This window comes from Ensifer sp. ENS07, from assembly GCF_014852185.1.
GTDB classification, from domain to species: Bacteria; Pseudomonadota; Alphaproteobacteria; order Rhizobiales; family Rhizobiaceae; genus Ensifer; species Ensifer adhaerens.
The window spans coordinates 173,501-200,474 of the sequence record NZ_JACVBE010000001.1 but is presented as its reverse complement, the minus strand read 5'-3'; the positions used below and the strand labels follow the sequence as shown (position 1 = coordinate 200,474).

The window sequence follows — 26,974 nt, the reverse complement described above, 5'->3', positions numbered from 1 at the left end:
ATCAGGCCGCCTGCTTCTTCTTGGCAAGGCGCGCCTTGATGCTCTCGACATCCGCACGCGGCGTCGCTGCAAACAGCGTCTTGGTGTAGCTGTGCTTCGGGTCGGCAAAGACCTCGTCGCGGCTGCCGTATTCGACCGCTTCGCCGAAATACATCACCATGACATCATCAGCGATATAGCGCACGACAGAGAGGTCGTGGCTGATGAAGACGTAGGTGAGCTTCAGTTCGTCCTGAAGGTCGGCGAGCAGGTTCAGCACCTGTGCCTGGACCGACAGGTCGAGCGCCGACACCGGCTCGTCGAGCACCAGCAGCTTCGGGTTCAGCATCAACGCGCGCGCAATGGCGATACGCTGGCGCTGGCCGCCCGAAAACATGTGCGGATAGCGGTTGAAGTGCAGCTCGGTGAGGCCGACCTTCTTCAGCATCGTCATCGCCCGGTCGCGACGTTCGTCGGCCGGCGTGTCGGTGTTGATGACCAGCGGTTCCATCAGGATGTCGCCGATCTTCTGGCGCGGGTTGAGCGAGCCATAGGGGTTCTGGAAGACGATCTGCACCTTGCGGCGCATCTCCGGCGTCATGTCGCCTTTGGAGATATCGATCTTCTTGCCCTCGATCAGCAGTTCGCCGGAGGTCGCCGGGTCGATCAGGGTGAGGATGCGGCCCAGCGTGGACTTGCCGCAGCCGCTTTCGCCAACGATCGCCAGCGTCTTGCCCTGTTCGACGGAAAAGCTCACGCCTTTCAGCGCATGAACCGTCTTTGCCTTTTTGATGAGGCCGCCGGGGATATGGTAGTCGCGCACCAGATTGCGCGCTTCGAGGATCACGCTCATTGGGCCGCTCCTTCGTCGACGAAGAGTTCGGAAATCGTCGGCAGACGATCGCCGGTCGCGTTGTCAGGCAGCGCCGCCAGAAGTGCGCGCGTGTAGTTGCTCTTCGGGTTTTCGAAGAGCGTCAGCACGTCGGCCTCTTCCATCTTGCGGCCCTTGTACTGCACGACCACCCGGTCGGCAGTCTCGGCGACCACGCCCATGTTGTGCGTGATCATGATCAGGCCCATCTTGTGCTCGGCCTGCAGCCTCATCAGGAGGTCCAGGATCTGCTTCTGGATCGTCACGTCGAGCGCGGTGGTCGGCTCGTCGGCGATCAGGAGCTTCGGGTTGCAGGCGATCGCGATCGCGATCATCACGCGCTGGCACTGGCCGCCCGACATCTGGTGCGGATAGTGGCCGAGCCGCTCGGCCGGATCGGGAATGCCGACCGCCTCGAACAGTTCGATTGCGCGCTTGCGGCGACCGGCCTTGTCGAGGCCCATGTGGATGCGCAGCACTTCCTCGATCTGGAAGCCGACGGTGAAGCACGGGTTGAGGCTGGCGATCGGCTCCTGGAAGATCATGGCAATATCCTTGCCGACGATCTTGCGCCGTTCGTTTGCCGACATGCCGAGCAGGTCGCGGCCGTTGAAAGTGAGCTTGTCGGCGGTCACTTTCGCCGTCCAGGGCAGAAGCCCCATGGCGGCCAGCATCGACACGGACTTGCCCGAGCCGGACTCGCCAACGATCGCAAGCACTTCGCCTTCATGGACCTTCATCGACACGCCGTTGACGGCGCGGAAGGGACCGGAGGCCGTCTGGAATTCGACGACCAGGTTTTCGATTTCGAGAAGCGCCATGATCAGGACCTCTTCAGCTTGGGATCGAGCGCATCGCGCAGGCCGTCACCCATAAGGTTGATCGCCAGCACCGTGATCAGGATCGCGATACCCGGAAGGGTCACCACCCACCAGTGGCTGCTGATGAACTCGCGGGCTTCGGCGAGCATCGTGCCCCATTCCGGTGTCGGAGGCTGTGCGCCCATGCCGAGGAAGCCGAGGGCCGCAGCGTCAAGGATCGCGCTCGAGAAGGAGAGCGTCGCCTGGACGATCAGCGGCGCCATGCAGTTCGGCAGGATCGTCTTGAACATCAGACGGCCATGACCAGCGCCGGCCACCTTGGCGGCAACGACATAGTCACGGGTCTTTTCGCTCATGACGGCAGCACGCGTCAGGCGCACGAAGTGCGGCTGGAAGACGAGCGCGATTGCGATCATGGCGTTGACGAGGCCCGGGCCGAGGACAGCGACCAGCACGAGGGCGAGCAGCAGCGACGGGAAGGCGAGGATGATGTCCATCACGCGCATGATGACGGTATCGACCCAACCACGGAAGTAGCCGGCGATGACGCCAAGCGCGATACCGCCGACGAGCGACAGGGTCGTGACGATGACACCGACGAACAGCGAGAAGCGCGTGCCGTAGATCAGCCGGGACAGCATGTCGCGGCCGACGGCGTCGGTGCCGAGCAGGAAGCCGGCGCGGCCGCCCTCCTGCCATACCGGCGGTACCAACACCGCATCGCGGTACTGTGCCACCGGATCGTGCGGTGCGACCCATGGTGCGAAGACCGCGAGCAGAACGAGGAACACGAAGAACACGAGACCGATCACGGCGCCGCGGTTCTCGGAGAAGTAATACCAGAACTCGGCCAATCGCGCCCGGCGGGACGGATCGGTCGAAACGGTGCTTGTTGCAGCAGCTTGAGACATGACGCCCTCCTTAGTGCCGGATGCGCGGATTGATGAGACCGTAGAGCAGGTCGACGATGAGGTTGACCAGCATGATCACCGCGGCGATGACGAGCAGGCCGCCCTGGATGACGGCGTAGTCGCGACGCGACACCGAATCCACCATCCACTTGCCGATGCCCGGCCAGGAGAAGATCGTTTCCGTCAGGATCGCACCGGCGAGCATGACGCCCACCTGCAGGCCGATGGTGGTGACCACCGGGATCATCGCATTGCGCAGCGCATGGACGCCGACGACCCGGAAGGTCGAAAGGCCCTTGGCCCGTGCCGTGCGCACGTAGTCTTCGGAGAGAACTTCAAGCATCGCCGAGCGCGTCTGGCGCGCGATGACCGCAAGCGGAATGGTTCCAAGCACGATCGTCGGCAGGATCAGGTGGCTGACGGCCGACTTGAACGCGCCGGCCTGACCGGACAGGAGCGAGTCGATCAGCATGAATCCGGTTACCGGCGGGAAGAAGTACATCAGCGAGATGCGGCCGGAGACCGGCGTCCACTGCAGCATGCCGGAAACGAGCATGATGAGCAGCAGGCCCCACCAGAAGATCGGCATGGAGAAGCCGACGAGTGCCGTCCCCATCATCGCCTGGTCGACGGCCGAGCCGCGCTTGATCGCAGCAATCACGCCGGCCGGAATGCCGAGAATGACCGCAAACAGGATCGCGCAGAGCGAAAGCTCGACGGTTGCCGGGAACAGTTCGAAGAACTGATCGATGACCGGCTTCTTGGTAACGATCGAGGTGCCGAAATCACCCTGGAGCACGCCCCAGAGATAATCGAGGTATTGCACCACGATCGGCCGGTCGAAGCCGAGTGCGTGTGAAATTTCCGCATGTCGCTCCGGCGACATGACGCGCTCGCCCGAAAGCAGCGCAACCGGATCGCCCGGAAGCAGGCGGATGAAGGAGAAGGCGATGATGGAGACGCCGACGAAGGTCGGTATCAGGACAGCCAATCGCCCCAAGAGAAATCGGAACATGTTAAACCCCGCGCCATGTTGCCGCGGCATTGTATCCCGCCGCTGGCACCACCGCATGCTTTCCCACTTAACGGCCAAGCATACAGCAAGTCGAAATGCCACAGCGACCTTTTGCGCTCCAGCCGGAACTCAGGGTCGCTATAGTGGATGCAAAGAGGGGCGCTTGCCCTTGGCAAACGCCCCCTTAAGGATCAGTTAACTAAATTACTCGGTGATGTCCACGCCGTCGAAGGCAAAATCACCAAGTGGGCTCTGAACGAAGCCCTCGACGTTCTTGCGCATCGGCACGACCGAGAGCGAGTGGTCGATCGTCGCCCACGGCGCTTCGCGCTTGAAGACGACCTGCGCCTCTTCGTAGAGCTTGGTGCGCTCTGCGGGGTCAGAGGTTTCCTTCGCCTTCTTCACGAGAGCATCGAATTCCTGGTTGCACCACTGTGCACGGTTGTTGCCGCCGACAGCGTTGCAGCCGAGAAGCGTGTCGAGGAAGTTGTCCGGGTCGCCGTTGTCGCCGGTCCAGCCGAGGATGACGGCACCGTCACGATCCTTGGCCTTGGACTTGTCGAGGTATTCGGCCCATTCGTAGGAGACGATCTCGACCTTGACGCCGATCTTGGCGAAGTCCGACTGCATCAGTTCAGCTGCGCGACGGGCGTTCAGCATGTACGGACGCGAAACCGGCATTGCCCAGAGCTTCATCGACAGGTCCTTGACGCCTGCGTCTTCGAGCATCTTCTTGGCAACTTCGGGCTCGTAGGTGTCGTCTTCGATCTTGTCGTTGTACGACCACATCGTCGGCGGGATCGGGTTGACGGCCGGCTGGGCAGCACCCTGGAAGACGGCATCGACGATCGCCTGCTTGTTGATCGCCTTGTTTAGCGCCTTGCGGACTTCCGGCTTGTCAAACGGAGCCTGCGTGGTGTTGTAGGCGAGGTAGGAGACGTTGAGGCCGGCCTGTTCCATGACCTTCAGGTTCGGGTCTGCCTTCATCTTCGAAACGTCGGCAGCATTCGGGAACGGCATCAGGTGGCATTCGCCAGCCTGGAGCTTCTGGAAGCGAACCGAAGCGTCAGACGTGATCGCGAAGACGAGGTCGTCGATCTTCTGCTTGCCACCCCAATAGTCCGGGTTTGCCTTGTAGCGGATGACGGCATCCTGCTGGTAGGCGACAAAAGCGAACGGACCGGTGCCGAGCGGCATCTGGTTCATCTGCTCCATCTTGCCGTCAGCCTGCAGCTTGTCGGCATATTCCTTCGACAGGATCGAAGCAAACGGCATCGCGATGTTGGCGAGGAACGGCGCTTCCTTGCGCGTCAGGGTGAACTTGACGGTCAGGTCGTCGACCTTCTCAACCGACTTGATGACTTCCGGGAAGCCCATGCCGGCTGCGTATTCCCACGAAGCGCCAGCAATGTACTTGTTCCACGGATTGTCAGCCTTCAGCTGGCGCTCGTAGGAGAACACCACGTCGTCGGCAGTGAAATCACGCGACGGCGTGAAGAATTCGGTGGTCTGGAACTTGACGCCCGGACGCAGCTTGAAGGTGTAGACCAGGCCGTCGTCGGAGATCGTCCAGCTTTCGGCGAGGCCCGGCTCAACTTCGGTCGTGCCCTTCTTGAACTCGAGCAGGCGGTTGTAAACCGTGTGCGCAGCCGCGTCGAAGGTCGTGCCGGCGGTGTACAGGCCCGGGTCAAAACCCTCTGGCGAACCTTCCGAGCAATAAACGAACGTCTTCGACCAGGCGGAGCCGGCCATCAGCGTGGCAAGCGCCGTCGCTGCAAACAGAGTAGTGAGCTTTTTCATGAGCTTTGCTTCCCAGATTTGTTTTTGTTCTCGTGTTTTCCTGACGCGGAATGCCGTTGCCCCCGGTCAAGGCCGGATGGAACGACATTTGGCGTCGCATTGCAATAAGTCGCCGCAGAAATTTGTCTATGCGAAAAATTCGTCCGCAGGTAGAGCCGGGATATTCGTCCACTGTTTTAGAATCGCCTGACAAAACAGTACACCGCGGCACCTAAAATCCACGACGTTCCGGCCACTTCCACAGGGTCTGCAGCCTCCCCCGCCAGCCCCTTGGGCGGCGCGATGCCACACCGGGGAAGCCACCTTGGTTCCGGGTGAATACCCCTACCGAGAATGCCGTGATCGTTGGCCGCACGAACACGCGATTCGGCCTCGACAGGTTTTCGTCAATCCCAAGATACTATGGTAGAAATCCCGAACGGGATTGTGCAATAAAATGTATACAAAACTCGGGGGAGATATTCGACGTGCCCAGACGTCCTTGGGAGGGACCGGCAGCCGCCTTTTACAGCTTTCAGTCGCTCGGTGGGCTTGCCGAGGGACGCGCATGACCCTGCCTGTCGGCAATACCGGCAACGCACTTTGCCGATTGATCGCTGCGGCTCGCGGGATAAACTGCCGCACGACGATAAGGGGATAGCCAGTCCGTGGCGGCTTTGCTGGAAAATCACAGGCGATACGACCTTCGCGACGAGCTAGAGAAGGCGCTCAACCGCGTCGATTTCTTCCGCATTTTTCATACCATGGCATTGCGCTACGGCTTCAGCCATTTCGGCATTCTGCAGCTCGGCAACGAGAACGACGCCTGCATGCTGTCCACCCGCCTAGTATTGCACGACCTACCATCCGGGCTCGCGGAGGAATACGACAAGCGCCATCGCTTTGGCGACTCCGTGTTCTACAAGACGCTGCACCGCTCGGCGATCTCGTCGGTATGGCGGGCGGACGACCCCGGCTGCGACGCCAGCCAGAACCTGCTGGTGCAGCTCGGTTTCGAACTGCTCGTCAGCGTACCGGTGCACGCAGCTTCCACCGGCGCGCGCTATGCCGTGCTCTTTCTCGGAGACGGGGAGGATATCGGCCGGGCCGAGCATGTGGCGCTCGCCTATGACGCGATCGCCGCCTTCGACTATTTCTATCGCATCGCGCTTGCCAACAAGGCCGGGATGGGACTGACGCCGCGCGAAACCGAAATCCTCAAGTGGATCTCGCATGGCAAGACGGCAAGCGAGATTGCGCTCATCGTTTCGGTGTCGGAGCACACGGTGAACTCACACACCGCAACGATCCTGAAGAAACTCGACGTCGTCAATCGCACCCAGATGGTGGCGAAGGCAATCCGAGAGCAGATCATCCAGTAGCAGCCGATGCGTGGCCGCGTTTCGCACCGCCACGCCCAACGAACGGGACGCCCGCCATCAGCAAGGGTATTCGGTCATGACGCGAAAAGCACACATCCTGCTCGTTGACGACGACCCGGCAGAAAACCTGATCCTGCGCGCGCTCATCCGCAAGGTGAGCAGCATCGACATCGAGCTGCACTACTGCCAGACGATCGACGATGCGCTTGCATTCCTGCGCTCGGGCAAACCCATATCGATGATCCTGCTCGACAACCGTCTGCGGCCGCAGCTCGATTTCCGCGAGACGGTCCCGGCCCTCCGGCATCAGGGCTATATCGGCCCGATCGGGGTAATCTCAGCATCGCTCGCCGATGCCTATTTTCAGAATCTGGAGGAGTACGGCGCCGATTTCCGCATCGACAAGGCTGAAATCGACCCCACTGCGATCGACTTCATATTGCGGGAATATCTACCGCAAGAGTAACACCCGGCGGCACTTCAGCCGCCAGGTCATGCCGCACCATTTGCGCGGGCGTTGCTCGGAGATATCAGGCCGCCGAGGTCTGCGGACGCTTGGTTTCTTCCAGACCGAGCAGGAAGTTGATCTGCGGGCGCGCCTTGACCAGGTCGTCAATCGTGTAGCCCTGCAGCACTTCGAAGAAGGCGTTCAGCGCCTTGCGGAGCGCCGAGTTCAGGCCGCAGCTGTCGACGAGCGGGCATTCGATCTCGCCCGCCTCGAAGCACTCGGCCATCGCGAAACTGTCTTCCGTCACCTTGACGACGTCGAACAGCGTGATCGCCGAAGCGGGCTTCGGCAGGCGCACGCCACCGTTACGGCCACGCACCGTTTCAACGAGGCCGGCCTTGGTCAACGGCTGCAAGATCTTGAAGAGAAACAACTCGGAAACACCGTAAGCCCTGGCGATTTCGGGAATGCGGCTGAGCTTTTCCCCGTTGGCGGCGCAGTACATCAACATGCGAACCGCGTAGTTCGTTTGCTTCGTCAGACGCATCATTCACTCCGGCATCGAGAGGTTCACGAACTCATCATATAGGACGGATCGTAGTTTGGAACAATTCCAAAAAGCCAGAAAAATCACTTCTTGTTGAGCGTTTACGGTTTCCTGATTGACTGTTTTCAGCGCTCCGGTCAGAAAGATGAGGAATTTTGTTAACTTAGCTCAAACAAGAAAATGGAGGAAGCGATGTCCGTTTCAAGAGCAGCGATGGGCGTTCTGTCCCTGACGGCAACCCTGCTGGCAACGAGCGCCGCCTGGGCCGATGGTGAAGTCAATATCTACTCGTACCGGCAGCCCGACCTGATCAAGCCGCTGCTCGACGCCTTCACCAAGGAAACCGGCATCACCACCAATGTGCTCTTCCTCGACAAGGGCCTCGTCGAGCGCATCCAGGCCGAAGGCGCCAACTCGCCGGCCGACGTGATCCTGACCGTCGACATCAGCCGCCTGACCGAAGCCAAGGATGCAGGCGTAACCCAGCCTGTCGTCAACGAGACGATCAACAAGGATATCCCGGCGCATTTCCGCGACCCTGAAGGCAACTGGTTCGGCCTCACCACCCGCGGCCGCGTCGTCTACGCATCCAAGGAGCGCGTCGCCCAGGACGACATCACCTATGAAGAGCTTGCCGACCCCAAGTGGAAAGGCAAGATCTGCACCCGCGACGGCCAGCACTCCTATAACATCGGCCTCTTCGCTTCGATGATCGCCCACCATGGCGAAGCCGAGACCGAGAAGTGGCTGACCGGCCTCAAGAACAACCTCGCCAAGAAGCCTGACGGCGGCGACCGCGACCAGGCCAAGGCGATCCTGGCCGGCGAATGCGACCTGGCACTCGGCAACACCTACTATGTCGGTCTGATGATGACCAACGAGAAGGAGCCGGAACAGAAGGATTGGGCAGCGGCGATCAAGGTACTCTTCCCGAACGCCAAGGACCGCGGCACGCACGTCAACATTTCGGGCATGGCACTCGCCAAGAATTCCCCGAACAAGGACAACGCGCTGAAGCTGATGGAATTCCTGTCGGAAGGCGAAGCCCAGAAGATCTACGCCGAGCAGGTATTCGAATATCCGGTTCTGCCGGGCGCCGAGCCGTCTGACGTCGTGAAGTCCTTCGGCACGATCAAGCCGGACGAACTGCCGCTCGCCGACATCGCCGCAAACCGCAAGAAGGCTTCGGAACTGGTCGACAAGGTCGGCTACAACGACGGTCCGCAGGACTGATCAACAAGGCAATTGCTTGAATGCGAACAGCGGGCCACCGGCCCGCTGTTTTCGTTTCAACAAGCGAAATTCAAGGAGGCTCATTGCGCCTTGGCGCGCAACTCCGCGGCGTAGTCGAGGATCGCCTTGCGCCGCTCCGGCGTCCCTGGATGCGTTGAGAGAATGCTGGTGTCGCCGTGATCGTCTAGCTTCTTTTCAAGCAGGTCGAAGAAGCGCGCGGCCGCCGTCGGATCTCGCCCTGCCTTCTGCATCAGCTCGACCGAGTGTCGGTCGGCAGCAGTTTCCGCGCCGCGCGAATAGGAAAGCGACAAGAGACCAGCGCCCTGCACCAGGACGTCGTCCACGCCCGAACCGATATCGCCGCCGATCATCATGATGAGGCCGGCAACGCCGGCAGCACGGTAGATCTGCCGCAGACTATGTTCGAGCTCGACATGGCCGATCTCGTGCGCCAGCACGCCAACGATCGTTTCGGTATCGTCCCCGGCAAGTTCGATGAGCTCGTCGGTGACGACCAGCGTGCCATCCGGAAGCGCAAACGCATTTGGTCCGACCACACCGCCCTTGCGGAAATTGAGCGTGTAACCGGCCTCGCCGCGGCCTGATCGGGCGGCGATTGCCTTGAAGCCGTCGCGGATCCTTTCCTGCCGCTCAATCGCCAGCTGCGTTTTGTCGAACAGTGTCTGATCCATCGTCTCCATCGTGCCCTTCGACATCATCTCCGGCACGATCGGCGGGGTCACGAGGACGGCGACCTCAACGAGCGCAGGAACCGCATAGCGATAGATGGCAACGCCGCACAGCACGGTGGCTGCGACGACGGCGATGAGACGTGGACGAAAGCGCTCCCATTCGTGGATGTGGTTGACCCTGCCATTCAGCTTCAGAAAACGATCGACTGCCTCGTTGTCCGGCGTTTCGAACAACGAACCGTCTGCAAATTCGACGCGACGCGGTATCGCTCCGACGCGGTCGGAAATATCGACACTTGCCAAGGTGCCACGGGCAAGTTCGGTGCTCGCATCGTCTACGGCCCTAAGGCTGCCCCCCTCTTCCAACAACCGCGAGGGCACCGACCGGCTGGAACCGGCCGGATGCCACTCGCCACGTGCGATCTCGATGCTGCTAGAAGCCAAAATCGAACCCTTCGAAATCCATGAATTCCGCTCCAACCGCCGACGCTTCCGCTTCGATTTCGCTCATCAGCGTTCCGACGGCGCCAAAGACGGTTACGCCCGTCAGGGCCCATTTGTAACGGGCCATGCGGACAGCCGCCCAAGGTCGCAGCAGGCCCAGCGTCAGGATGGTGACGACGAAGTTCGATATGGCGATCCACGTGTAGCGGCCCCGAGAAAGACCGCTGAGGAACCGATGTTTTCCGTCAAAAACCGTCGCCCCCCAAACGGCGTTGCGCACGGCTGCACTGTAGAACAACGCGATGACTGCGTAGAAAGACATGGACGCCACATATCCTGCGCCCAAGCCTACCCATCCCCACCTCGGATCGTTCAGCGATTGGAGCAAACTTGGCGATGCGCGAAGCGTTCCCATCAAGATCGCGAAGACAACAACGCCAAGAACCAGCGCAAGCCCCACACCCAGGAACATGCCGCGATAGAGCGGGCCGAACGGCGGGTTGGTCTCAAAGGCCCTGCCGCCAAAGCGCAGGTTCGATCCGACGTAGCGCCCAACCCATCGGCTTGCGAGCGGCGTCAGTAGGCCCAAGGTGATAATGGAAAGGAACCCGCCCAGAATGAACGCCTTGAAGGCACCGCCCATCGTGCCGACGAAGTCGAAGCGGACGTTGCGGTAGCTCGTCACCCGTGCGCTGAAGCGCAACCCGCGTGCGGCCAGCCAGGGAACGAAGAAGAGCGAAAGCAACAATAACGCGATGCCGACGATCGGAACGAATGTGAGCAGAAGATTGTAGAGGATCAGATAGCCGAAAACGATCACTCGCCCGATCAGGATCTGCTTGCCCTTGGCATGGTACTCGAAGGTACGGCCGAGCAGAACCGTGTTTCCGTAGAAGTATCGGTTGCGCCGGACCTTTGCCCAGGCGGAATAAATGCCAAGCGTGACGATCGTCAAAAACACGTTGACGATCCAGATGCCGAAATATTCCTTGCCGCTCCCCATGAACGAGAAACGGTGAAAATCGATCGACACGTCGCGTGTCGGCGCTGCTTGAACCGACGTCGCTTCAGCCACGACCATGATGGGCCCCTCCGTCCATCCTTTGTGCATCGGGCGCGCCGCAATGCGCTCCGACAGCACATGATCAAACACAAATCGTCTGGTGCGCCCCCGCCCGCCAGACTGCCGTTGGAGCAGCGATCAATTCACGACCCTTGCCCACGGTTCGCAAGTTAGTTGTGCCGTATCGCCGAATGCAACAAAAAAGGGCCTCCCGAAGGAGGCCCCGAGGCGGGAGGATCTTTATCCCGTAGTTACTTCATCGTCGGCATGACGAACTCGGCACCGTCCTTGATGCCCGAAGGCCAGCGCTCGGTGATGGTCTTGGTGCGGGTCCAGAACTTGATCGAGTCCGGGCCGTGCTGGTTGAGATCGCCGAAGGACGAGGACTTCCAGCCGCCGAAGGAGTGGTAGGCGAGCGGAACCGGGATCGGAACGTTGACGCCGACCATGCCGATGTTGATGCGCGAAGCGAAGTCGCGGGCCGCATCACCGTCGCGGGTGTAGATCGCGACACCGTTGCCATACTCGTGCTTCATCGGCAGGTCGAGGGCTTCCTCGTAGGTCTTGGCGCGGACGACCGAGAGAACCGGTCCGAAGATTTCCGTCTTGTAGATGTCCATGTCCGGCGTGACGTTGTCGAACAGGCAGCCGCCGATGAAGTGGCCCTGCTCATAGCCCTGCAGCTTGAAATCGCGGCCGTCGACGACGAGCTTGGCGCCTTGCTCGACACCGCTGTCGATCAGGCTGCGGATGCGCTGTTCGGCTTCCTTGGTGACGACAGGGCCCATATCGGCCTTCTCGTCGGTGTAGGGGCCGATGCGCAGGCTTTCGACCATCGGGGTCAGCTTGCTGATCAGGCGGTTGGCGGTCTCTTCACCGACCGGGACGGCAACCGAGATCGCCATGCAGCGCTCGCCGGCCGAGCCGTAGCCGGCGCCCATCAGGGCGTTCGCGGCCTGGTCGAGATCGGCGTCGGGCATGATGATCATGTGGTTCTTGGCGCCACCGAAGCACTGGGCGCGCTTGCCGTTCATCGCCGCGGTGCCATAGACGTAGCGGGCGATCGGGGTCGAGCCGACGAAGGAAACGGCAGCGATATCCGGATGCGTCAGGATCGCGTCGACAGCCCCCTTGTCGCCGTTGACGACGTTGAGGATGCCTGCCGGCAGGCCAGCTTCGATCATCAGTTCGGCAAGGCGGATCGGAACGGACGGATCACGCTCGGACGGCTTCAGGATGAAAGCGTTGCCGCAGGCGATGGCCGGGGCGAACATCCACATCGGGATCATGGCCGGGAAGTTGAACGGGGTGATGCCGGCGCCGATGCCGACGGCCTGGCGGATCGAGTACATGTCGATGCCGGGACCGGCACCTTCGGTGAACTCGCTCTTCTGCAGATGCGGAATGCCGATGACGAATTCGCAGACTTCGAGGCCACGGATGAGGTCACCCTTGGCGTCTTCGATCGTCTTGCCATGCTCGCGCGACAGGATCTCGGCGAGCTCGTTCATGTTGGCGTTCAGAAGTTCGACGAACTTCATGAAGACGCGGGCGCGGCGCTGCGGGTTGGTGGCCGCCCACTTCGGCTGTGCTGCCTTGGCGCTTTCGACGGCTGCCGAAAGTTCCGCGTCGCTTGCCAGCGCCACGGTGCCCTGCACTTCGCCGGTTGCCGGGTTGAAGATGTTGCTGACGCGGCCGCTCTTGCCGGCGACGCGCTTGCCATCGATGAAATGACCGAGTTCGTACATGAATGGTTCCTCCAGATCTTGATTGTGGCGGCATGATCGCACTACGATTTCAACAAATCAATTTCCGATATTCAGCAACCGTTGTGCAAAAATTGAAGTCCAACGGTTTTGTATAGGATTGTCGCACTATGAACTGGGACGATGTCAGAATGTTTCTAGCCGTCGCGCGGACCGGACAGATCCTGGCCGCATCCAAGCGGCTCGGCGTCAATCATGCCACGCTCAGCCGTCGGGTGACTGCGCTGGAAGAGGCGATGAAGACACGGTTGCTCGTTCGTCGGCCGAACGGTTGCGAACTGACCGCCGAGGGCGAAATCTTCCTTGCGGCAGCCGAGCGCATGGAAACGGAAATGCTGGCGGCGCAATCGCAGATCGGCCGGATCGACACGGCGATCGCCGGCACGGTGCGCATCGGTGCACCCGACGGTTTCGGTGTTTCTTTCCTCGCGCCCCGGCTCGGCCGGCTGACGGCGCGCTATCCGGAATTGAAACTGCAGCTCGTGCCGGTCCCTCGGTCTTTCTCGCTGTCGCAGCGCGAGGCCGATATCGCGATCACCATCGAACGTCCGGAACAGGGGCGCCTCGTTTCCTCGAAGCTCACCGACTATACGCTCGGCCTCTACGCCTCGGCGGACTATCTCGAAAAGCACGGCACGCCGCAGACGATCGACGATCTCCGGGAGCACCGCCGCATCGGTTACGTCGAGGACCTGATCTTCACGCCGTCGCTGAACTTCTCCGCCGAAATCATGCGCAGCTGGGACGCGTCGTTCGAGATCTCCAGCGCCACCGGCCAGACGGAAGCGGTGCGTTCCAGCGCCGGCATCGGCATTCTGCACAATTACATTGCCCGCCATGCGCCGGAACTAAAACGTATCCTGCCGGAAACGACCATCCGCCGTGCCTACTGGACCACCTATCACGAAAGCGCGCGCGATCTCGTGCGCGTTCGCACCGTCGTCGCCTTCCTGCAGGAACTGGTGACCGCGGAGCACCAGATCTTCATATGAAGCGCTCAAGCGCCTGACGTCGGCGCCGCACCTATAGCGAAATCCCGGCCTCCCGCAGGCCGTCAATCAGCCGCGGAATGACGGCCGGATCCTGGTAAGGCATCGCCCGCTTGAAGTGGTCGATGGAAAAGTCCGGATTGACCTCGAAGACCTCGTGCCAGTAGCGCCGCGCCTCCTCATGGCGTCCGGTGCGGCCATAAAGACAGGCGAGATAGAAGCGCGTCATGTCCGAACGCGGTGCCAAGGCCAGGCGCCGCTTGAAGGCAATCTCGGCTTCGTCGAAACGGCCGAGATTGAGCAGGGTCCGGCCGAGGAAATGCAGCGCCAGGTCGAACTGCGGATCGAGCCGGTGGGCGCGGGTATAGAAGGGCAAGGCCTCCTCGAACTGGCCCAGGAAATCCCTGATCGTGCCGAGCTGCGTGTGACCGCCGGCGGAGTTCGGGTCGAGCTCGATCGTGCGTTGGGCGGCCCGCTCGGCCTCGTCGAAGCGGCGCTTCCAGCAGAGCGCAATCGCGAGCGCGTGGTGGCCGTGGGGCTCGTGCTCGTCGGTCTCGACGGCCTTCTGTGCAAGCTTGAGAGCGCGCTCGATATTGTCGACGGTGCCACCGTTCCACCGGTTGATGTAGTCGGTCATGGCAATGATCGCGAGCGACGCATAGGCCGCGGCAAGCGCCGGGTCGATGGCGATCGCACGTTCGAGCATGCTGCGCGCCTCCGCAGACGATACCGCGTCGAACCGCAGGATCGCCTGACGCGACCGCACGAGCAGATCGTAGGCCTCCGGGTCGACCTTGCCGCGCCCCTCGCGCCGCTCCGTTTCGCCGGCCGTCAGCTTCACCTTGAGCGCCGTCACGATGGTGCGCGTCACCTCGTCCTGAACCTCGAAAATATCCTCGATGCCGCGATCGTAGCGCTCGGCCCAGAGATGGCCCCCGGTGGTGCCGTCGATCATCTGAGCGTTGATGCGAATGCGGTTGGCGGCGCGGCGCACGCTGCCTTCCAGCACATAGCGAACGCCGAGGTCGCGGCTCACCTGGCGGATATCCGCCGACTTGCCCTTATAGGCGAAGGAGGAATTGCGGGCGATGACGAAGAGGCCGGAGACCTTCGAGAGATCGGTGATGATGTCCTCGGTAATGCCGTCGGCGAAATAGCCCTGCTCCGGATCGCCGGACATATTGTCGAACGGCAGCACGGCGATCGACGGCCGGCTCGGAAGCTGCGGTGGCACCTCGGCGGCGACCTTGATGGGCGCGTCGGCATACTCGTCCGGCGACCAGCTCCAGATATGCACCGGCCGCTCGATGTTCTTGACCTCGTGATGGCCGCTGTCGACGAAAATGAGATCGATGCGGCCGTGCACATATTCGTGCACCCCGTCCGAAATCGCCACGCCGCCGGGCCTCGCAAGCGCCTCGATCCGGGCTGCGACATTGACGCCGTCGCCGTAGAGGTCGCTGTCGGCGACCATGATGTCGCCCATGTTGATGCCGACGCGCAGCACGATTTGCTGATCGTGGGGCACGTCCGCATTGGCGGAGATCATCGCCCGCTGCAAGGCAGCCGCACATTCGACCGCGTTGACCGCGCTGGAAAACTCGATCAGCACGCCGTCGCCCGTTCGCTTGAACACCCGGCCCTGGTGGGTTTCGACGAGCGGTTCCAGCACTTCGCTCCAGCGCGCCATGAGTTGCGTATAGGTGGTTTTCTCGTCTCGCTCCATCAGCCGGCTATAGCCAACGACATCAGCAGCCAGGATGGCGGCAAGCCGCCGTGTGATGGATTCTTTGGCCATGGATTGCGACGCCTTACTGGGAATCCTCTTGGCAAAATTTTACCGGCGGATGAGCCCTATGTCCATTCGAACCGGATCCGACCCGCGCCCAAGCGCTAGCCCGAATTGGGTATTGCCGCGACAGGAACCTGGCGCGGTATCCCGACGTTGCCTTCACAGGGAATTGAGCTGCTTGCTCAAGGCGATGGCTGCGAGCACGCCGGTCGCAATCGGCTCGCGCTCCCGTTTCGACAAAGGAGTGTGAAAGGATGCTTGTGTCCATACCGGGCCGGCCGATCCTGCCGGGTGAACTCACCAAGATCGACGATGTCTTCAAGGAAACACTAAGAGAGCGAGAGCTGTCGCGCCAGTCGGCAGAGGCAACGGCGCTCGCCGCCCGGCTGATCGAACTTTATCAGAATGGCGTACAGGATGTGGTGGCGCTCAGAGCCTTGGCCAAGCTGTTCTGACGAAGCAAGGCGCCCCGCAAATCGCGATACCTATCGTATAGGGAAGAAATGGTACGGTTGGTGGGAATCGAACCTACGACCTCAGGTGCCACAAACCTGCGCTCTAACCAACTGAGCTACAACCGCACATAAAGCGACATCAGTCGCTTGGCGGCTCACATACGGAGACTTCCGTCGCTTTGCAAGCCTTAACTTGAGATTATCCTGGAAAAAATCCGGATGGCAAGCCATCCGGATTCTTGGTTTTGGGCGCAGATGGCAGAATTCGGCGACAGCGGTCTGTCGCCATCGTTCAGCCGGCGCGGTCGGTTGACTTTAGACCTTCTTGAAGGACGACATCGCCTTTTCAGCGGCGTCCTTGCCCGGCTTGGTGACGTTTTCGGCAACCTTCTTGGTGGCTTCCTGCATCGACTTCGCCTGCTCGACCGCGAGTTCGGCCTGCTTGCGGACAAAGCTCGTCTGCAGTTCGACGAATTCCGACAGCGACTTCACGCCGAGCAGCGCTTCCATGTGAGACAGCGAGTTTTCGGCATTGGTGCGCAGTGCGTCGATGGCCTTGAGACCGAGTTCGACGGAGCCGGTCTGGGCGCTTTCGAGCGTTGCTTCAACGGTCTTCGTTGCCTCTTCGGCAGCGGTCTTCATCTTGGCATAGGCTTCCTTCGACTGGACGGCACCCTTTTCCGCGAAGTCGCGGAAGCTGTCGGTGAACTTCGCCGGGTCGAAAGAGGAAAGGGAAAATACGTCGTCGGTCTTCTTGGTAGCCATGAAAGCGCTCCTTGGTGTCTGGCCCTCTTCAGAGGCGCCGTTGATTGATGCGCATTATATAAACTACTTGCTTGTGCATTGCAATAAAATTGTGCAGTGCACAAAATCCGGAGAATTAACCTTTCGCGCTGAAAGCCGTGACGAAGCTCCGGCCCTCGCTGGACCCTTGCGGGCCTGCCGGGTATTAATAGAGTGTTAACCCGCAAGCGATCCGTCAATAGGCCCCCTTTATGCCCGCGAGACAGTATCCCTTCATTGATATCGCCGTGCATGCGCGGGTGCGGGAGCATTTTGCCCGCGGCGACGCGGCGATCCTGTTTTCGCGGGACTTTGCGCGCATTCTCTGGGCCAACGACCAGGGCGCGGCCTTTTTCGGCGCCGGGTCGATCTATGATTTCATCGATGCGGGACCGGATCAGGGCGAGCTGTCGCTGCGTCAGCTCAAGGCCGCGGGAGCGCAGCTCGTGCGCGCCGGCGACCGGCGCCAGCTTTCGATCCGGAAGTTCTCGGGTTTCCGCGGCACACCGCTCAATGTGAGCGTGGAGATGATCCGCGTGCGCCCGGACGAGGACGCGGTGCTCTTTACTGCACCGCATTCGGGCACGCCGCTGTCGCTTGAGGATCGTGCTGCGCGCATGATCGCCGGCCTCGACGGCCCGGACACCCACATGGCCGTTCTCGATGGCAACGGCGGCATCATCGCACACTCGCCGGGCTTCATCGATCTCGGCATGTCGGACGAGACGCGCAAGCAGCTCGTCGATACGGTCGGCCGAGACCACGACTGGCTGATCAAGCGCCCAGTCGCAACGCGGAAGGGGCACCTGCCGGCCGCGGTCGGCAAGATCGCCGACGAACCGTCGCTGCATCTGCTCTTTGCTGTCGAGACCATTCTCGGCACGCTCGATCCGGACGAAGAGACCTCGGCGGCGCAAGTGTTGCCGATCCTGCCGCTGGCCGAAGAGCTGGAACCGACCGCCGAGACACCGGCCCCGGAGGCAAAGGATATCGTCGAACCGGCCGAAGCGCCGGTCGAAAGCGCTGCACCAGCCGAAGACGCTGCCCTGGCCGACGCATTCGAACAGGCGGAGTCCGTCGAAGCGGTTGCCGCGCCACAGGACGATGGCGACCTTGAGGACGCAGACGTCCACGTCGCTGCAGGCCAGGTCGCTCTACCGGAGGAACCGGAGGCGCTTGCCGCCGCAGGTGCGGAAACTTCGGCGCAGGGCGTGGAGCCAGCGGAAGATGACGGCGAGCCGGCGCTTGCGGTCGCGACCGACGTGACCGCGACCGACACGCCGGTTGCCGCGGAAATCCCCGTGACGGAAGAGGTCACTCGCGAGGATGAGACGGTAGAGGCGACCGATGCCGGCACCACTGAAACGGAGCAGGCCGACTTCGCCTTCGTGCCCGGCGGCCGTGCGGTACGCTTCGTCTGGAAGATCGACGCCGAAGGCCGCTTCAGCGAGATTTCCGAGGAATTCGCCACCGCCGTCGGCCCGCGTGCCGCCGATGTGATCGGCACCACCTTTAACCACGTGGCAGCACGCTACGACCTCGATCCTGATCAGAAGATCGGCGCGCTGCTGCAGCGCCGCGACACCTGGTCGGGCAAGACGATTTTCTGGCCCGTGCAGGGCACCAGCCTCAAGGTTCCGGTCGACCTGGCGGCCCTGCCCACCTACTCGCGCTCACGCGAATTCGACGGCTTTCGCGGTTTCGGTATCGTGCGCCTTGCCGATGCCGTCGAAGACGAACACGCCAACGGCCTGACGTTCGGCGCCGCAACGGACATGACGGCAGAAGCTGCCGCGGAAGCGACGCCGTCGGAAGACCACGCGCATACTCCAGCGGTCGATCCTGAGACCGTCGGCCCTGAGATCGAGGAGCGGTCCGCCGACGAGGTGCAGGTCGTCGCGCAGAGGTCCTCCGAAACGGAGGCCGAGCCTGTCGCAGCTGCGCAGGATCGTGATGCGCCCCAAGACCAGACCCTCACCTCCAGCGAGGAGGCAGAGGCAGAGCCGAACCATGCAGCCGAAGTTGCCGCAGACGAACAGGTCGCCGCAACTGACGATCTCTTCCAGGGAGAGCGCCCTGCCCTACAGCTCGTCGACAACGCTGAGCCCCCCGTCTCCGACAAGATCGTCGAGCTCGAGAAACATCGCGCGGCGACCGCGCTGACGCGGGGCGAACAGGCGGCGTTCCGCGAGATCGCGCGGCAATTGGGCGAGCATTTTGGCAGGCCGGCGGAAACCGCACCCGCAGAGGAAAGCGACGCAGCGGCCGATGCAAGCACACCCTTCCCGGTAGACGCGCACGAAGCCATCACTTCCTCGACGCCAGCGGCAGAAGAACAGACTGGCGCGGAAGAAACCGGAGAAGAGACCGACGACGGCGCAGCCGAGGACGAACAGGCGAACGTGCATCTCGAGCAGCAAGCGGCAGATATCGGCCTTAGCGGCGAGATCCTCGACAGCCTGCCAATCGGTATGCTCGTGCATCGCGGGGAAGAGCTGCTGCACGCCAATCCGGAATTTCTGCGGCTCACCGCCTATGGCGACCTCGACGACTTTGTCCGGGAAGGCGGCCTTGACGCACTCTTTGCCAATGGCGAAGAGGCGACCGAACAGGAACCCGACGGCACGATGATGCTGATCCGCAGGGACGGTCAGATGCGGCCGGTCATCGCACGGCTGCACACGATCCGCTGGGACGGCCGGAGCGCGCTGATGCTGGCGCTGACGCCGGCAGCCGCGAACGCGCCGTCGACCAAAGCAGACGATGCCATCTCCGGTGACGACGTCGACCGTCTGAAGACGGAAATCGACGAACTCAAGTCCATCCTCGAAACCGCGACAGATGGCGTCGTGATTCTCGGGCATGACGGCGACATCCGCTCGATGAACCGCTCGGCAAGCGCGCTCTTCAACTATGACGAGGGCGAGATCCGCGGCAAACCTTTCGCCGCGCTCTTCGCTCACGAAAGCCAGAAGGCAGTGATCGACTACCTGCACGGGCTTTCCGGCCACGGCGTCGCGAGTGTGCTGAACGACGGACGCGAGGTGATCGGGCGGGAAGCGAATGGCGGCTTCATTCCGCTGTTCATGACCATCGGCCGGCTTTCGGCCTCCAATGGCTTTTGCGCCGTGATCCGCGACATCACCCAGTGGAAACGCACCGAAGAGGAACTCCGGAACGCCAAGCGCGCCGCGGAAACGGCCAATGCCCACAAGACCGAGTTCCTCGCCCGCGTCAGCCACGAGATCCGCACGCCGCTCAACGCGATCATCGGCTTTTCCGACATGATGGCGAGCGAGCATTTCGGCCCGGTCGGTCACCCGCGCTACATCGAATATGCCGGCGACATCGGCCGGTCGGGCCGCCACGTGCTCGATATCGTCAACGATCTGCTCGACATCTCGAAGATCGAAGCAGGCGAAATGGAACTCGATTTCGGCGCCGTCGAGATCAACGACGCGGTCTCGGAAGCCGTGTCGCTCGTCCAGCCGCAGGCCAACAGCCAGCGCGTCATCATCCGCACCTCGCTTTCGGCAGCCGTGCCGAACGTCGTGGCCGACGGCCGGTCGATCAAGCAGATCGCGCTCAACATTCTGGCGAACGCCATCCGTTTCACGCCGTCGGGCGGCCAGATCGTGGTGTCGACCTCCTACGAGGCGAACGGTAGCGTCATGCTGAGGATCCGCGACACCGGCGTCGGCATGACCCGCGGCGAACTGGACCAGGCGATGAAACCGTTCCGGCAGGTGACGACAGGCGCGCGCAAGCGTGGCGACGGCACCGGGCTCGGGCTGCCGCTCACCAAGGCGATGGCGGAGGCGAACCGCGCCCACTTCTCGATCACCTCGGCACCCAACGAGGGAACGCTGGTGGAAATTTCCTTCCCGTCACAACGCGTCTTGGCGAACTGAGGCCGGATGCTATAAGGAAATGTTGACTTGTGGTGGCCAGTTTGCTGGCCGCCCTTGGCCATTTCTTGCCGTCATGCCGCGGAATCGATCGATTGCAGTCCACATCTCAGAGCATCAAGCGCCGCCATGCGCGTGCCGGAACCGGTCTTTCGCATCCCCTGCTGGCGACATGGGCCGGATTGACATCGGTCATCGTGCTGATGCCGATCATCGCGATCGCCTGGCTGGCGATCTCGGGCGGCGGCGGCGACTGGCCGCATCTGATGCAGAACGTCATTCCGCGCGCCACCGGGCGCACGCTGCTCTTGATCTCGCTGACGGGTGCCGTGACCGCCTTCGCCGGCATCCTCACGGCCTGGCTTGTCGCAAGCTGCGAGTTTCCGCTGCGGCGCTTCCTGTCGGCAGCACTGGTGTTGCCGCTTGCAATCCCCGCCTATCTCGCTGCCTATGCGTTCGGCGAGCTTTTCACCTTTACCGGGCCGGTGCAGGGACTGATCCGCGCGATCTTCGGCTTCAAGACGAGCCGTGACTACTGGTTTCCGGATATCCGCTCGCTCGGCGGCGCCGTGCTCGTGCTGAGTTCGGTTCTCTATCCCTATATCTACCTCGCCTGCCGTTCGATGTTCCTGATGCAGGGACGCGCGGCCGCCGACGTCGCCCGCACGCTCGGCGCCGGGCCGCTGAAGGTGTTCTTCCGCATCCAGATCCCGATGGCCCGCCCGGCCATCATGATCGGCCTGACGCTGGTGGCGATGGAAACGCTGAACGACATCGGCGCGGTCGAATTCCTTGGCGTGCAGACGCTGACCTTCTCGATCTTCGACACCTGGCTGAACCGCGGCAGCCTCGCGGGCGCCGCGCAGATCGCCTGCATCATGCTGGTCTTCGTCATCGGCCTGATGATGATCGAGCGGGCCGCACGGCGGCGCCAGCGCTTCTCCAGCCAGAAGACGACGTCCGCCGTCCACGATGCTGCCCGGCTCATACTGTCCGGCTGGAAGAAGTGGGCCGCCATGGTCGCCTGCCTGCTGCCCGTGGTTTCAGGCTTTGCCGTACCCGTGCTGATCCTCGGCAATTATGCGCTCAAGCGCATCGACCAGTTCATCGAGCCGCGGCTGCTCAACGCGCTCTTTCATAGCATCCTCGTCTCAGGTGCGACCGCAACGGTTACCGTTCTGCTCGGTTTCGTGCTCGCCTATGCTGCGCGCACGGGGCATTCTCGGGTGAGCGACATCGCCGGGCGGCTCGCCTCCTTCGGCTATGGCGTGCCCGGCACTGTTCTTGCGATCGGCGTGCTCTTCCCGCTGGCCGCTCTCGACAACATTATCGATGCCGGCATGCGCGATACGTTCGGTATCTCCACCGGGTTGATGATGACCGGCACCGGCTTTGCGATCATCTACGCCTGCAGCGTGCGCTTCCTCACCATGGCCGAGGGCTCGCTCGAAGCGGGTTTCCAGAAGCTTTCGCCGCATCTCGACATGGCGGCGCGCGCGCTCGGCCGGACCGGCGGCCAGACTTTGCGCACCGTGCTTTTGCCGATGATGCGGCCGGCGGTACTGACCGCCGCTCTCCTCGTCTTCATCGAGACGATGAAGGAGCTTTCGGCAACGATCATGCTCAGACCCTTCAACTTCAACACGCTCGCCACGCTCGTCTACGAAGACGCGTCTCGGGCCAAGGTCGAAGACGCTTCGGTCGCCGCGATGATCATCGTCGTCGCCGGCATGATCCCGGTCATCCTCGTGTCGCGGTCGCTCGAACGCCGCTCCTGAGCCCCGTTCAGCAAGGCCTGGCGGGCGAGAAACGCAAAAAAAAGGTGGCTGGGAGGCCACCTCGATAGTTGAATGCTAAACCAACAATCGCTCGAGAAGTAACGACGTCATGTCCGCGACGGCATCTCTGCCGAACGCCGATCCAACATCGATCGGCCTCAAGTTGGCATGACCATGCGCCCCCAATCCTTAACAAGACCTTACCCGCCGGATCCGCAATTTTAGGGATTTTTCAGCAAGTCTGAAGCCTTGGTTAATTCCAATCACGCGAATCCGTTAACGCGCCCTCAATTTTTAAGGGCATCCAGTCCGGCGTAAAGATCAAGCGCCTCGGGGTTGGCGAGCGCCTCCTTGTTCTTCACCGGACGGCCGTGCACGACATCGCGGACCGCGAGTTCGACGATCTTGCCGGACTTCGTGCGCGGGATATCGGCGACCGCGATCACCTTTGCCGGCACGTGGCGCGGCGAGGCGCCGACGCGGATGCGGTTCTTGATCGCCTTCGTCAGGTCGTCGGTCAGGGCGACGCCGGCGGCGAGACGAACGAAGAGAACGACGCGCACGTCGTCTTCCCAGTCCTGCCCGATGCAGAGCGCCTCTGCGACCTCCTCCATCTGCTCGACCTGATTGTAGATCTCTGCCGTGCCGATGCGCACCCCACCGGGATTCAGCGTCGCGTCCGACCGGCCGTGGATGATGATACCGCCGTGTTCGGTCCATTCGGCGAAGTCGCCATGGCACCAGACATTGTCAAAGCGCTCGAAATAGGCGGCGCGATACTTGGCGCCCTCGGGATCGTTCCAGAACATCACCGGCATCGACGGGAATGCCTTGGTGCAAACGAGTTCCCCCTTCTCACCGCGCACCGATTGCCCCTCGTCGTTCCAGACGTCGATCGCCAAGCCAAGACCCGGCCCCTGGATCTCGCCGCGCCAGACGGGCTTCAGCGGGTTGCCGAGGACGAAGCAGGAAACAATGTCGGTCCCGCCCGAGATCGACGCAAGCTGAACGTCAGACTTGATGCCTTCGTAGACGAAGGAGAAGCCTTCCGGCGACAGCGGCGAACCGGTCGAGGTCAACAGCCGAAGGGTGGAAAGATCATGCGTGTTGGCCGGTACGAAGCCGCCCTTGCGCACGGCGTCGATGTACTTCGCCGAGGTGCCGAACACCGCGAACGTCTCGGCTGCGGCATAGTCGAAGAGCACGTTGCCGTCGGGATAGAAGGGCGAGCCGTCGAACAGGCAGAGGGTCGCGCCGACGGCCAATCCGGAAACCAGCCAATTCCACATCATCCAGCCGCAGGTGGTGAAATAGAAGAGCTTTTCGCCGCGGCGAAGGCCGCAGTGGAAACGATGCTCCTTCAGATGCTGCAGCAGCGTGCCACCGGCCGAATGCACGATGCATTTGGGAACGCCCGTCGTGCCCGAGGAAAACAGCACGTAGAGCGGATGGCTGAAGGGCAAGCGTTCGAAGGTCAGGGTTGTTGCCGCAAACGGCGCGATGAAATCGGCAAGGGTTGCGCCACCCTCGATCGAGGCCGCCAGCGCCGCGCTGTCGCCGGCATAGGGAACGATCAGCGCCGGCACGCCAAGGGCCTTGGAGACCGCGCGAACCTTCACATCGACGTCCTGGCCCTTGCCGTTGTACCAATAGCCGTCGCAGGCAATGAACAGCTTCGGCGTGATCTGGCCGAAACGATCGAGGACGCCCTGCTCGCCGAAATCGGGAGAACAGGACGACCAGATCGCGCCGATCGAGGCGGTCGCCAGCATCAACGCGATCGTTTCGGGCATGTTCGGCATCATAGCCGCAACGCGATCGCCGGGGCCGATACCCTGAGCCTTCAGCGCCTGCTGCAGGCGCGACACGAGCGCGCGAAGCTCGTCCCACGACAGGCGATACTCGACCTTGTCTTCACCGCGGAAGACGAGCGCGTCGCCGTCGCCGGTTTCGCGAAGAAGGTTCTCGGCAAAGTTCAGCTTCGCGTCGGGGAAGAAGCGAGCATCGAGCATGCGGTCGCCGTTGACGAGGGCTGTTGCGCCGCGTTCGCCGATGACGCCGCAGTGCTCCCAAACCGCGGTCCAGAAGTCGCCGCGCTCGGCCACCGACCAGGCGTCGAAGGCATCGTAATCCGCAAAGGTTCTGCCGAAGCGTTTGCTGCTCCAGGCGATGAATTCGGCCATGGGGCTATGCGCAAGGATTTCCGGACCTGGAACCCACAACGGCTGCTCTGCGTGCATGCTTTCCTCCACTCCTGCTCCATGCCCTCTATACCATGCTGCATCGCAAAATAAACAGCACCGGAAAGCGCCTCGTCATCGCGTGGACGACATTTACCTGTCTGTTGCCTGTCCGTCGCATTTGATTTCTGAGGACCGAAGGCCTATCCAAGCTCACGTGACCCAAGCGACGGCGACCAGGCGGACATGAGACGTAAATTTCTGCATATGATGCGCGACGTACGCCTGTTGTCGCAGCTGCGGCGCCGCCATTTCCTGTGGCCGGCCGCGATCGGCGTCGGGCTTGCAGCCGGCTACAACGCCGTCCTGCCTCTGGTGATTTCGACGACGAACGTGCGTCCGACCGTGGAGCATATGCTGGACGCCTGGTCCGGCGGAAAGAGCCGAATATCGGGCAATCCCGAGATCAGCTTCTGGCCGGAACCGACTTTGACGCTCCGCTCGGCGACGATCGAAACTACGGATGGATCGTCCCGCAAGCTCGCGCATATCGGCAGCATTACCGCGACGTTCAGCCTGTTTTCAGCGATCGACGGCACACCGGCGCTGGACGATATCCGGCTGATCGAGCCCGTCGTCACGCTCGAGCGGCACACGGACGGCACACTCAACTGGCAGCGGCCGCACTGGCTGAGTACCCCGGACACACAGGCTGCCGAGAAGGATACGCCGTTCGGCGATGTCACCGTCGAAAACGGCCGCCTGCAGATCATCGACCTCGTCACCAACCAGACCCGGGAATTTTCCGGCATATCCGGAACCGTCTCCTGGCCTTCGTTCACCAAGCAGCTCAGCGCCCGGCTTTCGGGAAGCCTTGGCGGACAGACGGTCGCCTGGACGCTCGAATGCAACGAACCGCTGATGCTGCTGACCGGCCACGATGCGGCGCTCAAGACGTCGCTATCCTCGGCGGCGCTCAGTCTCTCGTTCGAAGGCAACGGCAATCTCTCCCCTGCACCGACTGCCGCGGGACGGCTGCAGGTTTCGACGGCCTCGCTGCAGGCCCTTGCCGCCTGGTACAAAGGCAAGGCGGCGGGCGCATTGCCGGACAGCGGCTTCAGCCTCAGCGCCAACGTCACCAGCGGTAAGGCCTCGCTGAAGCTCGACGAGCTTCAACTGACGCTCGGCGGTGCCAACGCGACCGGCATCCTCGACATCTCCACGCCGATCGACGATATCCACCGCGTCGAAGGCACGCTCGCCTTCGACCGCATCGATCTCAATGGGCTGCAGCCGTTCATCGACCCGCTGGAGCCGGACGAACTCACACAACAACTCGGCGACGCGTTCGCGCGCAGCTGGCGTGCCGATGTGCGGCTGTCGGCGCAGGAGGCACTGGTAGGCCCGCTACGGCTCGAAGATCTCGCCGCCGGCGTCATCATCGATCACGGGCGCGCCTCCATCGACGTCGCCGACAGCACCTATGCCAACGGCCGGCTCAGCGGGCGGCTCGCCGCTTCGGAAGAGGGGCTGGCCGGCGGTGGCCGTCTGGAACTGGTGCTGAAGAATGCCGACCTTGCTGCCGCCCTTGCTGACTTCGGTTTCACCGGCCCGGTTCCGACCGGCCGGGGCAATGTCAATCTGGACCTTACGACGGAACACCCGTTCTGGCGCGCGCAGGTGGCCGAGGCTTCCGGCCGCATCAGGCTTTCGCTCGCCAACGGCAACCTCACCGGCTTCGATGCAAATGCCTTTGCGAACCTTGTCCGGGCCGGCGAATTCTTTTCGCTGGCGCAGGCGAGCGATGGCAACTTCGCCTTCCAGACGGCGGATATCGAAGCCAGCTTCGGGGAAGGGTCGGCGCGGCTGAACCGAGCGCTCTTTGCCGGCCAGACCGGCAATCTCTCGGTCAACGGCGTCATTCCCTACCGCAGCGGCAGCCTGGCGCTCGCAGGCACCTACACCGACACATTGAATGCCGGGCAAAGGCTGCGTTTCTTCGTCGGCGGTTCCTGGCCGAATGCAGTGATCTCCCCCCTGTCGGTTCTTGGCGAACCCAACTGAAAACGGCCGGCGTCAGAGACACCAGCCGTCGGTTCGTGGCGGACAAGCCGCGTCACGCTAGTCTCGAATTCGCA

The 26,974-nt window shown here is 62.2% G+C and carries 20 protein-coding genes and 1 tRNA gene; 8 read left to right on the top strand and 13 right to left on the bottom strand.

Annotation, left to right across the window (positions count from 1 at the left end; all coding sequences use genetic code 11):
* Nucleotide 1 precedes the first annotated feature (1 nt).
* The 5 genes from IB277_RS00920 to IB277_RS00900 all read right to left on the bottom strand — a co-directional run bounded on the left by IB277_RS00920 (nucleotide 2) and on the right by IB277_RS00900 (nucleotide 5,397).
* Nucleotides 2-832, bottom strand: a complete 831-nt coding sequence (locus IB277_RS00920; RefSeq protein ID WP_034800847.1) for an ABC transporter ATP-binding protein — start codon at nucleotides 830-832, stop codon at nucleotides 2-4.
* Nucleotides 829-1,671: an ABC transporter ATP-binding protein gene (locus IB277_RS00915; protein WP_082566271.1), complete on the bottom strand. Its 843-nt coding sequence runs from the start codon at nucleotides 1,669-1,671 to the stop codon at nucleotides 829-831. The genes IB277_RS00920 and IB277_RS00915 overlap by 4 nt, the downstream gene beginning before the upstream one ends.
* Nucleotides 1,672-1,673: 2 nt before the next feature.
* Nucleotides 1,674-2,582, bottom strand: coding sequence for an ABC transporter permease subunit (locus IB277_RS00910; protein WP_034800846.1), 909 nt, complete (start codon nucleotides 2,580-2,582; stop codon nucleotides 1,674-1,676).
* A 10-nt stretch (nucleotides 2,583-2,592) separates the two neighbouring features.
* On the bottom strand, nucleotides 2,593-3,597 hold the full coding sequence (locus IB277_RS00905; protein ID WP_034800844.1) for an ABC transporter permease subunit: 1,005 nt from the start codon (nucleotides 3,595-3,597) through the stop codon (nucleotides 2,593-2,595).
* A 204-nt stretch (nucleotides 3,598-3,801) separates the two neighbouring features.
* Entirely contained in the window at nucleotides 3,802-5,397 is a 1,596-nt protein-coding gene (locus IB277_RS00900) for an ABC transporter substrate-binding protein (protein WP_034800843.1), read from the bottom strand.
* A gap of 647 nt (nucleotides 5,398-6,044) precedes the next feature.
* Between IB277_RS00900 and IB277_RS00895 the strand changes: the two genes are divergently transcribed.
* Together IB277_RS00895 and IB277_RS00890 are read left to right on the top strand one after the other, a co-directional pair.
* Entirely contained in the window at nucleotides 6,045-6,758 is a 714-nt protein-coding gene (locus tag IB277_RS00895) for a helix-turn-helix transcriptional regulator (protein ID WP_051659566.1), read from the top strand.
* Nucleotides 6,759-6,768: 10 nt separating this feature from the next.
* Entirely contained in the window at nucleotides 6,769-7,224 is a 456-nt protein-coding gene (locus IB277_RS00890; RefSeq protein WP_090294929.1) for a response regulator, read from the top strand.
* Between the two features lie 64 nt (nucleotides 7,225-7,288).
* Here IB277_RS00890 and rirA read toward each other — a convergent pair whose 3' ends face one another.
* The gene (rirA, locus tag IB277_RS00885) at nucleotides 7,289-7,753 is read right to left on the bottom strand and encodes an iron-responsive transcriptional regulator RirA (RefSeq protein WP_034801384.1); all 465 of its coding nucleotides are present in this window, start codon (nucleotides 7,751-7,753) and stop codon (nucleotides 7,289-7,291) included.
* A gap of 213 nt (nucleotides 7,754-7,966) precedes the next feature.
* Between rirA and IB277_RS00880 the strand changes: the two genes are divergently transcribed.
* Entirely contained in the window at nucleotides 7,967-8,986 is a 1,020-nt protein-coding gene (locus tag IB277_RS00880; RefSeq protein ID WP_370689548.1) for a Fe(3+) ABC transporter substrate-binding protein, read from the top strand.
* An 80-nt stretch (nucleotides 8,987-9,066) separates the two neighbouring features.
* Here IB277_RS00880 and IB277_RS00875 read toward each other — a convergent pair whose 3' ends face one another.
* From IB277_RS00875 to IB277_RS00865, 3 genes are all read right to left on the bottom strand, one after another.
* Complete coding sequence (locus tag IB277_RS00875; RefSeq protein WP_090294930.1) at nucleotides 9,067-10,122, bottom strand: M48 family metallopeptidase; 1,056 nt, start codon at nucleotides 10,120-10,122, stop codon at nucleotides 9,067-9,069.
* Entirely contained in the window at nucleotides 10,112-11,203 is a 1,092-nt protein-coding gene (locus tag IB277_RS00870; protein WP_090294932.1) for a YjgN family protein, read from the bottom strand. The genes IB277_RS00875 and IB277_RS00870 overlap by 11 nt, the downstream gene beginning before the upstream one ends.
* A gap of 233 nt (nucleotides 11,204-11,436) precedes the next feature.
* Nucleotides 11,437-12,933: a CoA-acylating methylmalonate-semialdehyde dehydrogenase gene (locus IB277_RS00865; RefSeq protein WP_034800841.1), complete on the bottom strand. Its 1,497-nt coding sequence runs from the start codon at nucleotides 12,931-12,933 to the stop codon at nucleotides 11,437-11,439.
* Nucleotides 12,934-13,061: 128 nt separating this feature from the next.
* On the opposite strand from IB277_RS00865, the gene IB277_RS00860 reads away from it, so the two are divergent.
* Nucleotides 13,062-13,943 carry a LysR family transcriptional regulator gene (locus IB277_RS00860; RefSeq protein ID WP_034800840.1) on the top strand — a complete coding sequence of 294 codons (882 nt, stop codon included), beginning with the start codon at nucleotides 13,062-13,064 and terminating at the stop codon, nucleotides 13,941-13,943.
* Nucleotides 13,944-13,974: 31 nt separating this feature from the next.
* Here IB277_RS00860 and IB277_RS00855 read toward each other — a convergent pair whose 3' ends face one another.
* Nucleotides 13,975-15,738 (bottom strand): adenylate/guanylate cyclase domain-containing protein, encoded by a 1,764-nt coding sequence (locus IB277_RS00855; protein WP_060584011.1) that lies wholly within the window; start codon nucleotides 15,736-15,738, stop codon nucleotides 13,975-13,977.
* A 248-nt stretch (nucleotides 15,739-15,986) separates the two neighbouring features.
* On the opposite strand from IB277_RS00855, the gene IB277_RS00850 reads away from it, so the two are divergent.
* Nucleotides 15,987-16,187 carry a hypothetical protein gene (locus tag IB277_RS00850; protein ID WP_060516485.1) on the top strand — a complete coding sequence of 67 codons (201 nt, stop codon included), beginning with the start codon at nucleotides 15,987-15,989 and terminating at the stop codon, nucleotides 16,185-16,187.
* Between the two features lie 49 nt (nucleotides 16,188-16,236).
* Here IB277_RS00850 and IB277_RS00845 read toward each other — a convergent pair.
* Nucleotides 16,237-16,313: transfer RNA gene (locus IB277_RS00845), tRNA-His, on the bottom strand.
* Nucleotides 16,314-16,502: 189 nt separating this feature from the next.
* Nucleotides 16,503-16,952: a phasin gene (locus IB277_RS00840; protein ID WP_034800834.1), complete on the bottom strand. Its 450-nt coding sequence runs from the start codon at nucleotides 16,950-16,952 to the stop codon at nucleotides 16,503-16,505.
* A 230-nt stretch (nucleotides 16,953-17,182) separates the two neighbouring features.
* Between IB277_RS00840 and IB277_RS00835 the strand changes: the two genes are divergently transcribed.
* Both IB277_RS00835 and IB277_RS00830 read left to right on the top strand, forming a co-directional pair.
* Nucleotides 17,183-20,881, top strand: coding sequence for an ATP-binding protein (locus IB277_RS00835; protein WP_192370681.1), 3,699 nt, complete (start codon nucleotides 17,183-17,185; stop codon nucleotides 20,879-20,881).
* 92 nt (nucleotides 20,882-20,973) lie between these two features.
* Nucleotides 20,974-22,656: an iron ABC transporter permease gene (locus tag IB277_RS00830; protein WP_090295126.1), complete on the top strand. Its 1,683-nt coding sequence runs from the start codon at nucleotides 20,974-20,976 to the stop codon at nucleotides 22,654-22,656.
* 287 nt (nucleotides 22,657-22,943) lie between these two features.
* Here IB277_RS00830 and IB277_RS00825 read toward each other — a convergent pair whose 3' ends face one another.
* A complete protein-coding gene (locus IB277_RS00825) occupies nucleotides 22,944-24,896 on the bottom strand; it encodes an acetoacetate--CoA ligase (protein WP_090294935.1) in 1,953 nt (650 codons plus the stop codon).
* Nucleotides 24,897-25,082: 186 nt separating this feature from the next.
* Here IB277_RS00825 and IB277_RS00820 point away from each other — a divergent pair, with 186 nt between their 5' ends.
* The gene (locus IB277_RS00820; RefSeq protein ID WP_090294936.1) at nucleotides 25,083-26,900 is read left to right on the top strand and encodes an AsmA-like C-terminal region-containing protein; all 1,818 of its coding nucleotides are present in this window, start codon (nucleotides 25,083-25,085) and stop codon (nucleotides 26,898-26,900) included.
* The last annotated feature ends 74 nt before the right edge of the window (nucleotides 26,901-26,974 follow it).

Excerpts from the sequence above, each read along its gene's own strand:
- IB277_RS00920 (WP_034800847.1), bottom strand. The coding sequence starts at position 832 with ATGAGCGTGATCCTCGAAGCGCGCAATCTGGTGCGCGACTACCATATC.
- IB277_RS00915 (WP_082566271.1), bottom strand. The coding sequence starts at position 1,671 with ATGGCGCTTCTCGAAATCGAAAACCTGGTCGTCGAATTCCAGACGGCC.
- IB277_RS00910 (WP_034800846.1), bottom strand. The coding sequence starts at position 2,582 with ATGTCTCAAGCTGCTGCAACAAGCACCGTTTCGACCGATCCGTCCCGC.
- IB277_RS00905 (WP_034800844.1), bottom strand. The coding sequence starts at position 3,597 with ATGTTCCGATTTCTCTTGGGGCGATTGGCTGTCCTGATACCGACCTTC.
- IB277_RS00900 (WP_034800843.1), bottom strand. The coding sequence starts at position 5,397 with ATGAAAAAGCTCACTACTCTGTTTGCAGCGACGGCGCTTGCCACGCTG.
- rirA (WP_034801384.1), bottom strand. The coding sequence starts at position 7,753 with ATGCGTCTGACGAAGCAAACGAACTACGCGGTTCGCATGTTGATGTAC.
- IB277_RS00880 (WP_370689548.1), top strand. The coding sequence starts at position 7,967 with ATGGGCGTTCTGTCCCTGACGGCAACCCTGCTGGCAACGAGCGCCGCC.
- IB277_RS00870 (WP_090294932.1), bottom strand. The coding sequence starts at position 11,203 with ATGGTCGTGGCTGAAGCGACGTCGGTTCAAGCAGCGCCGACACGCGAC.
- IB277_RS00865 (WP_034800841.1), bottom strand. The coding sequence starts at position 12,933 with ATGTACGAACTCGGTCATTTCATCGATGGCAAGCGCGTCGCCGGCAAG.
- IB277_RS00860 (WP_034800840.1), top strand. The coding sequence starts at position 13,062 with ATGAACTGGGACGATGTCAGAATGTTTCTAGCCGTCGCGCGGACCGGA.
- IB277_RS00855 (WP_060584011.1), bottom strand. The coding sequence starts at position 15,738 with ATGGCCAAAGAATCCATCACACGGCGGCTTGCCGCCATCCTGGCTGCT.
- IB277_RS00850 (WP_060516485.1), top strand. The coding sequence starts at position 15,987 with ATGCTTGTGTCCATACCGGGCCGGCCGATCCTGCCGGGTGAACTCACC.
- IB277_RS00840 (WP_034800834.1), bottom strand. The coding sequence starts at position 16,952 with ATGGCTACCAAGAAGACCGACGACGTATTTTCCCTTTCCTCTTTCGAC.
- IB277_RS00835 (WP_192370681.1), top strand. The coding sequence starts at position 17,183 with ATGCCCGCGAGACAGTATCCCTTCATTGATATCGCCGTGCATGCGCGG.
- IB277_RS00825 (WP_090294935.1), bottom strand. The coding sequence starts at position 24,896 with ATGCACGCAGAGCAGCCGTTGTGGGTTCCAGGTCCGGAAATCCTTGCG.
- IB277_RS00820 (WP_090294936.1), top strand. The coding sequence starts at position 25,083 with ATGAGACGTAAATTTCTGCATATGATGCGCGACGTACGCCTGTTGTCG.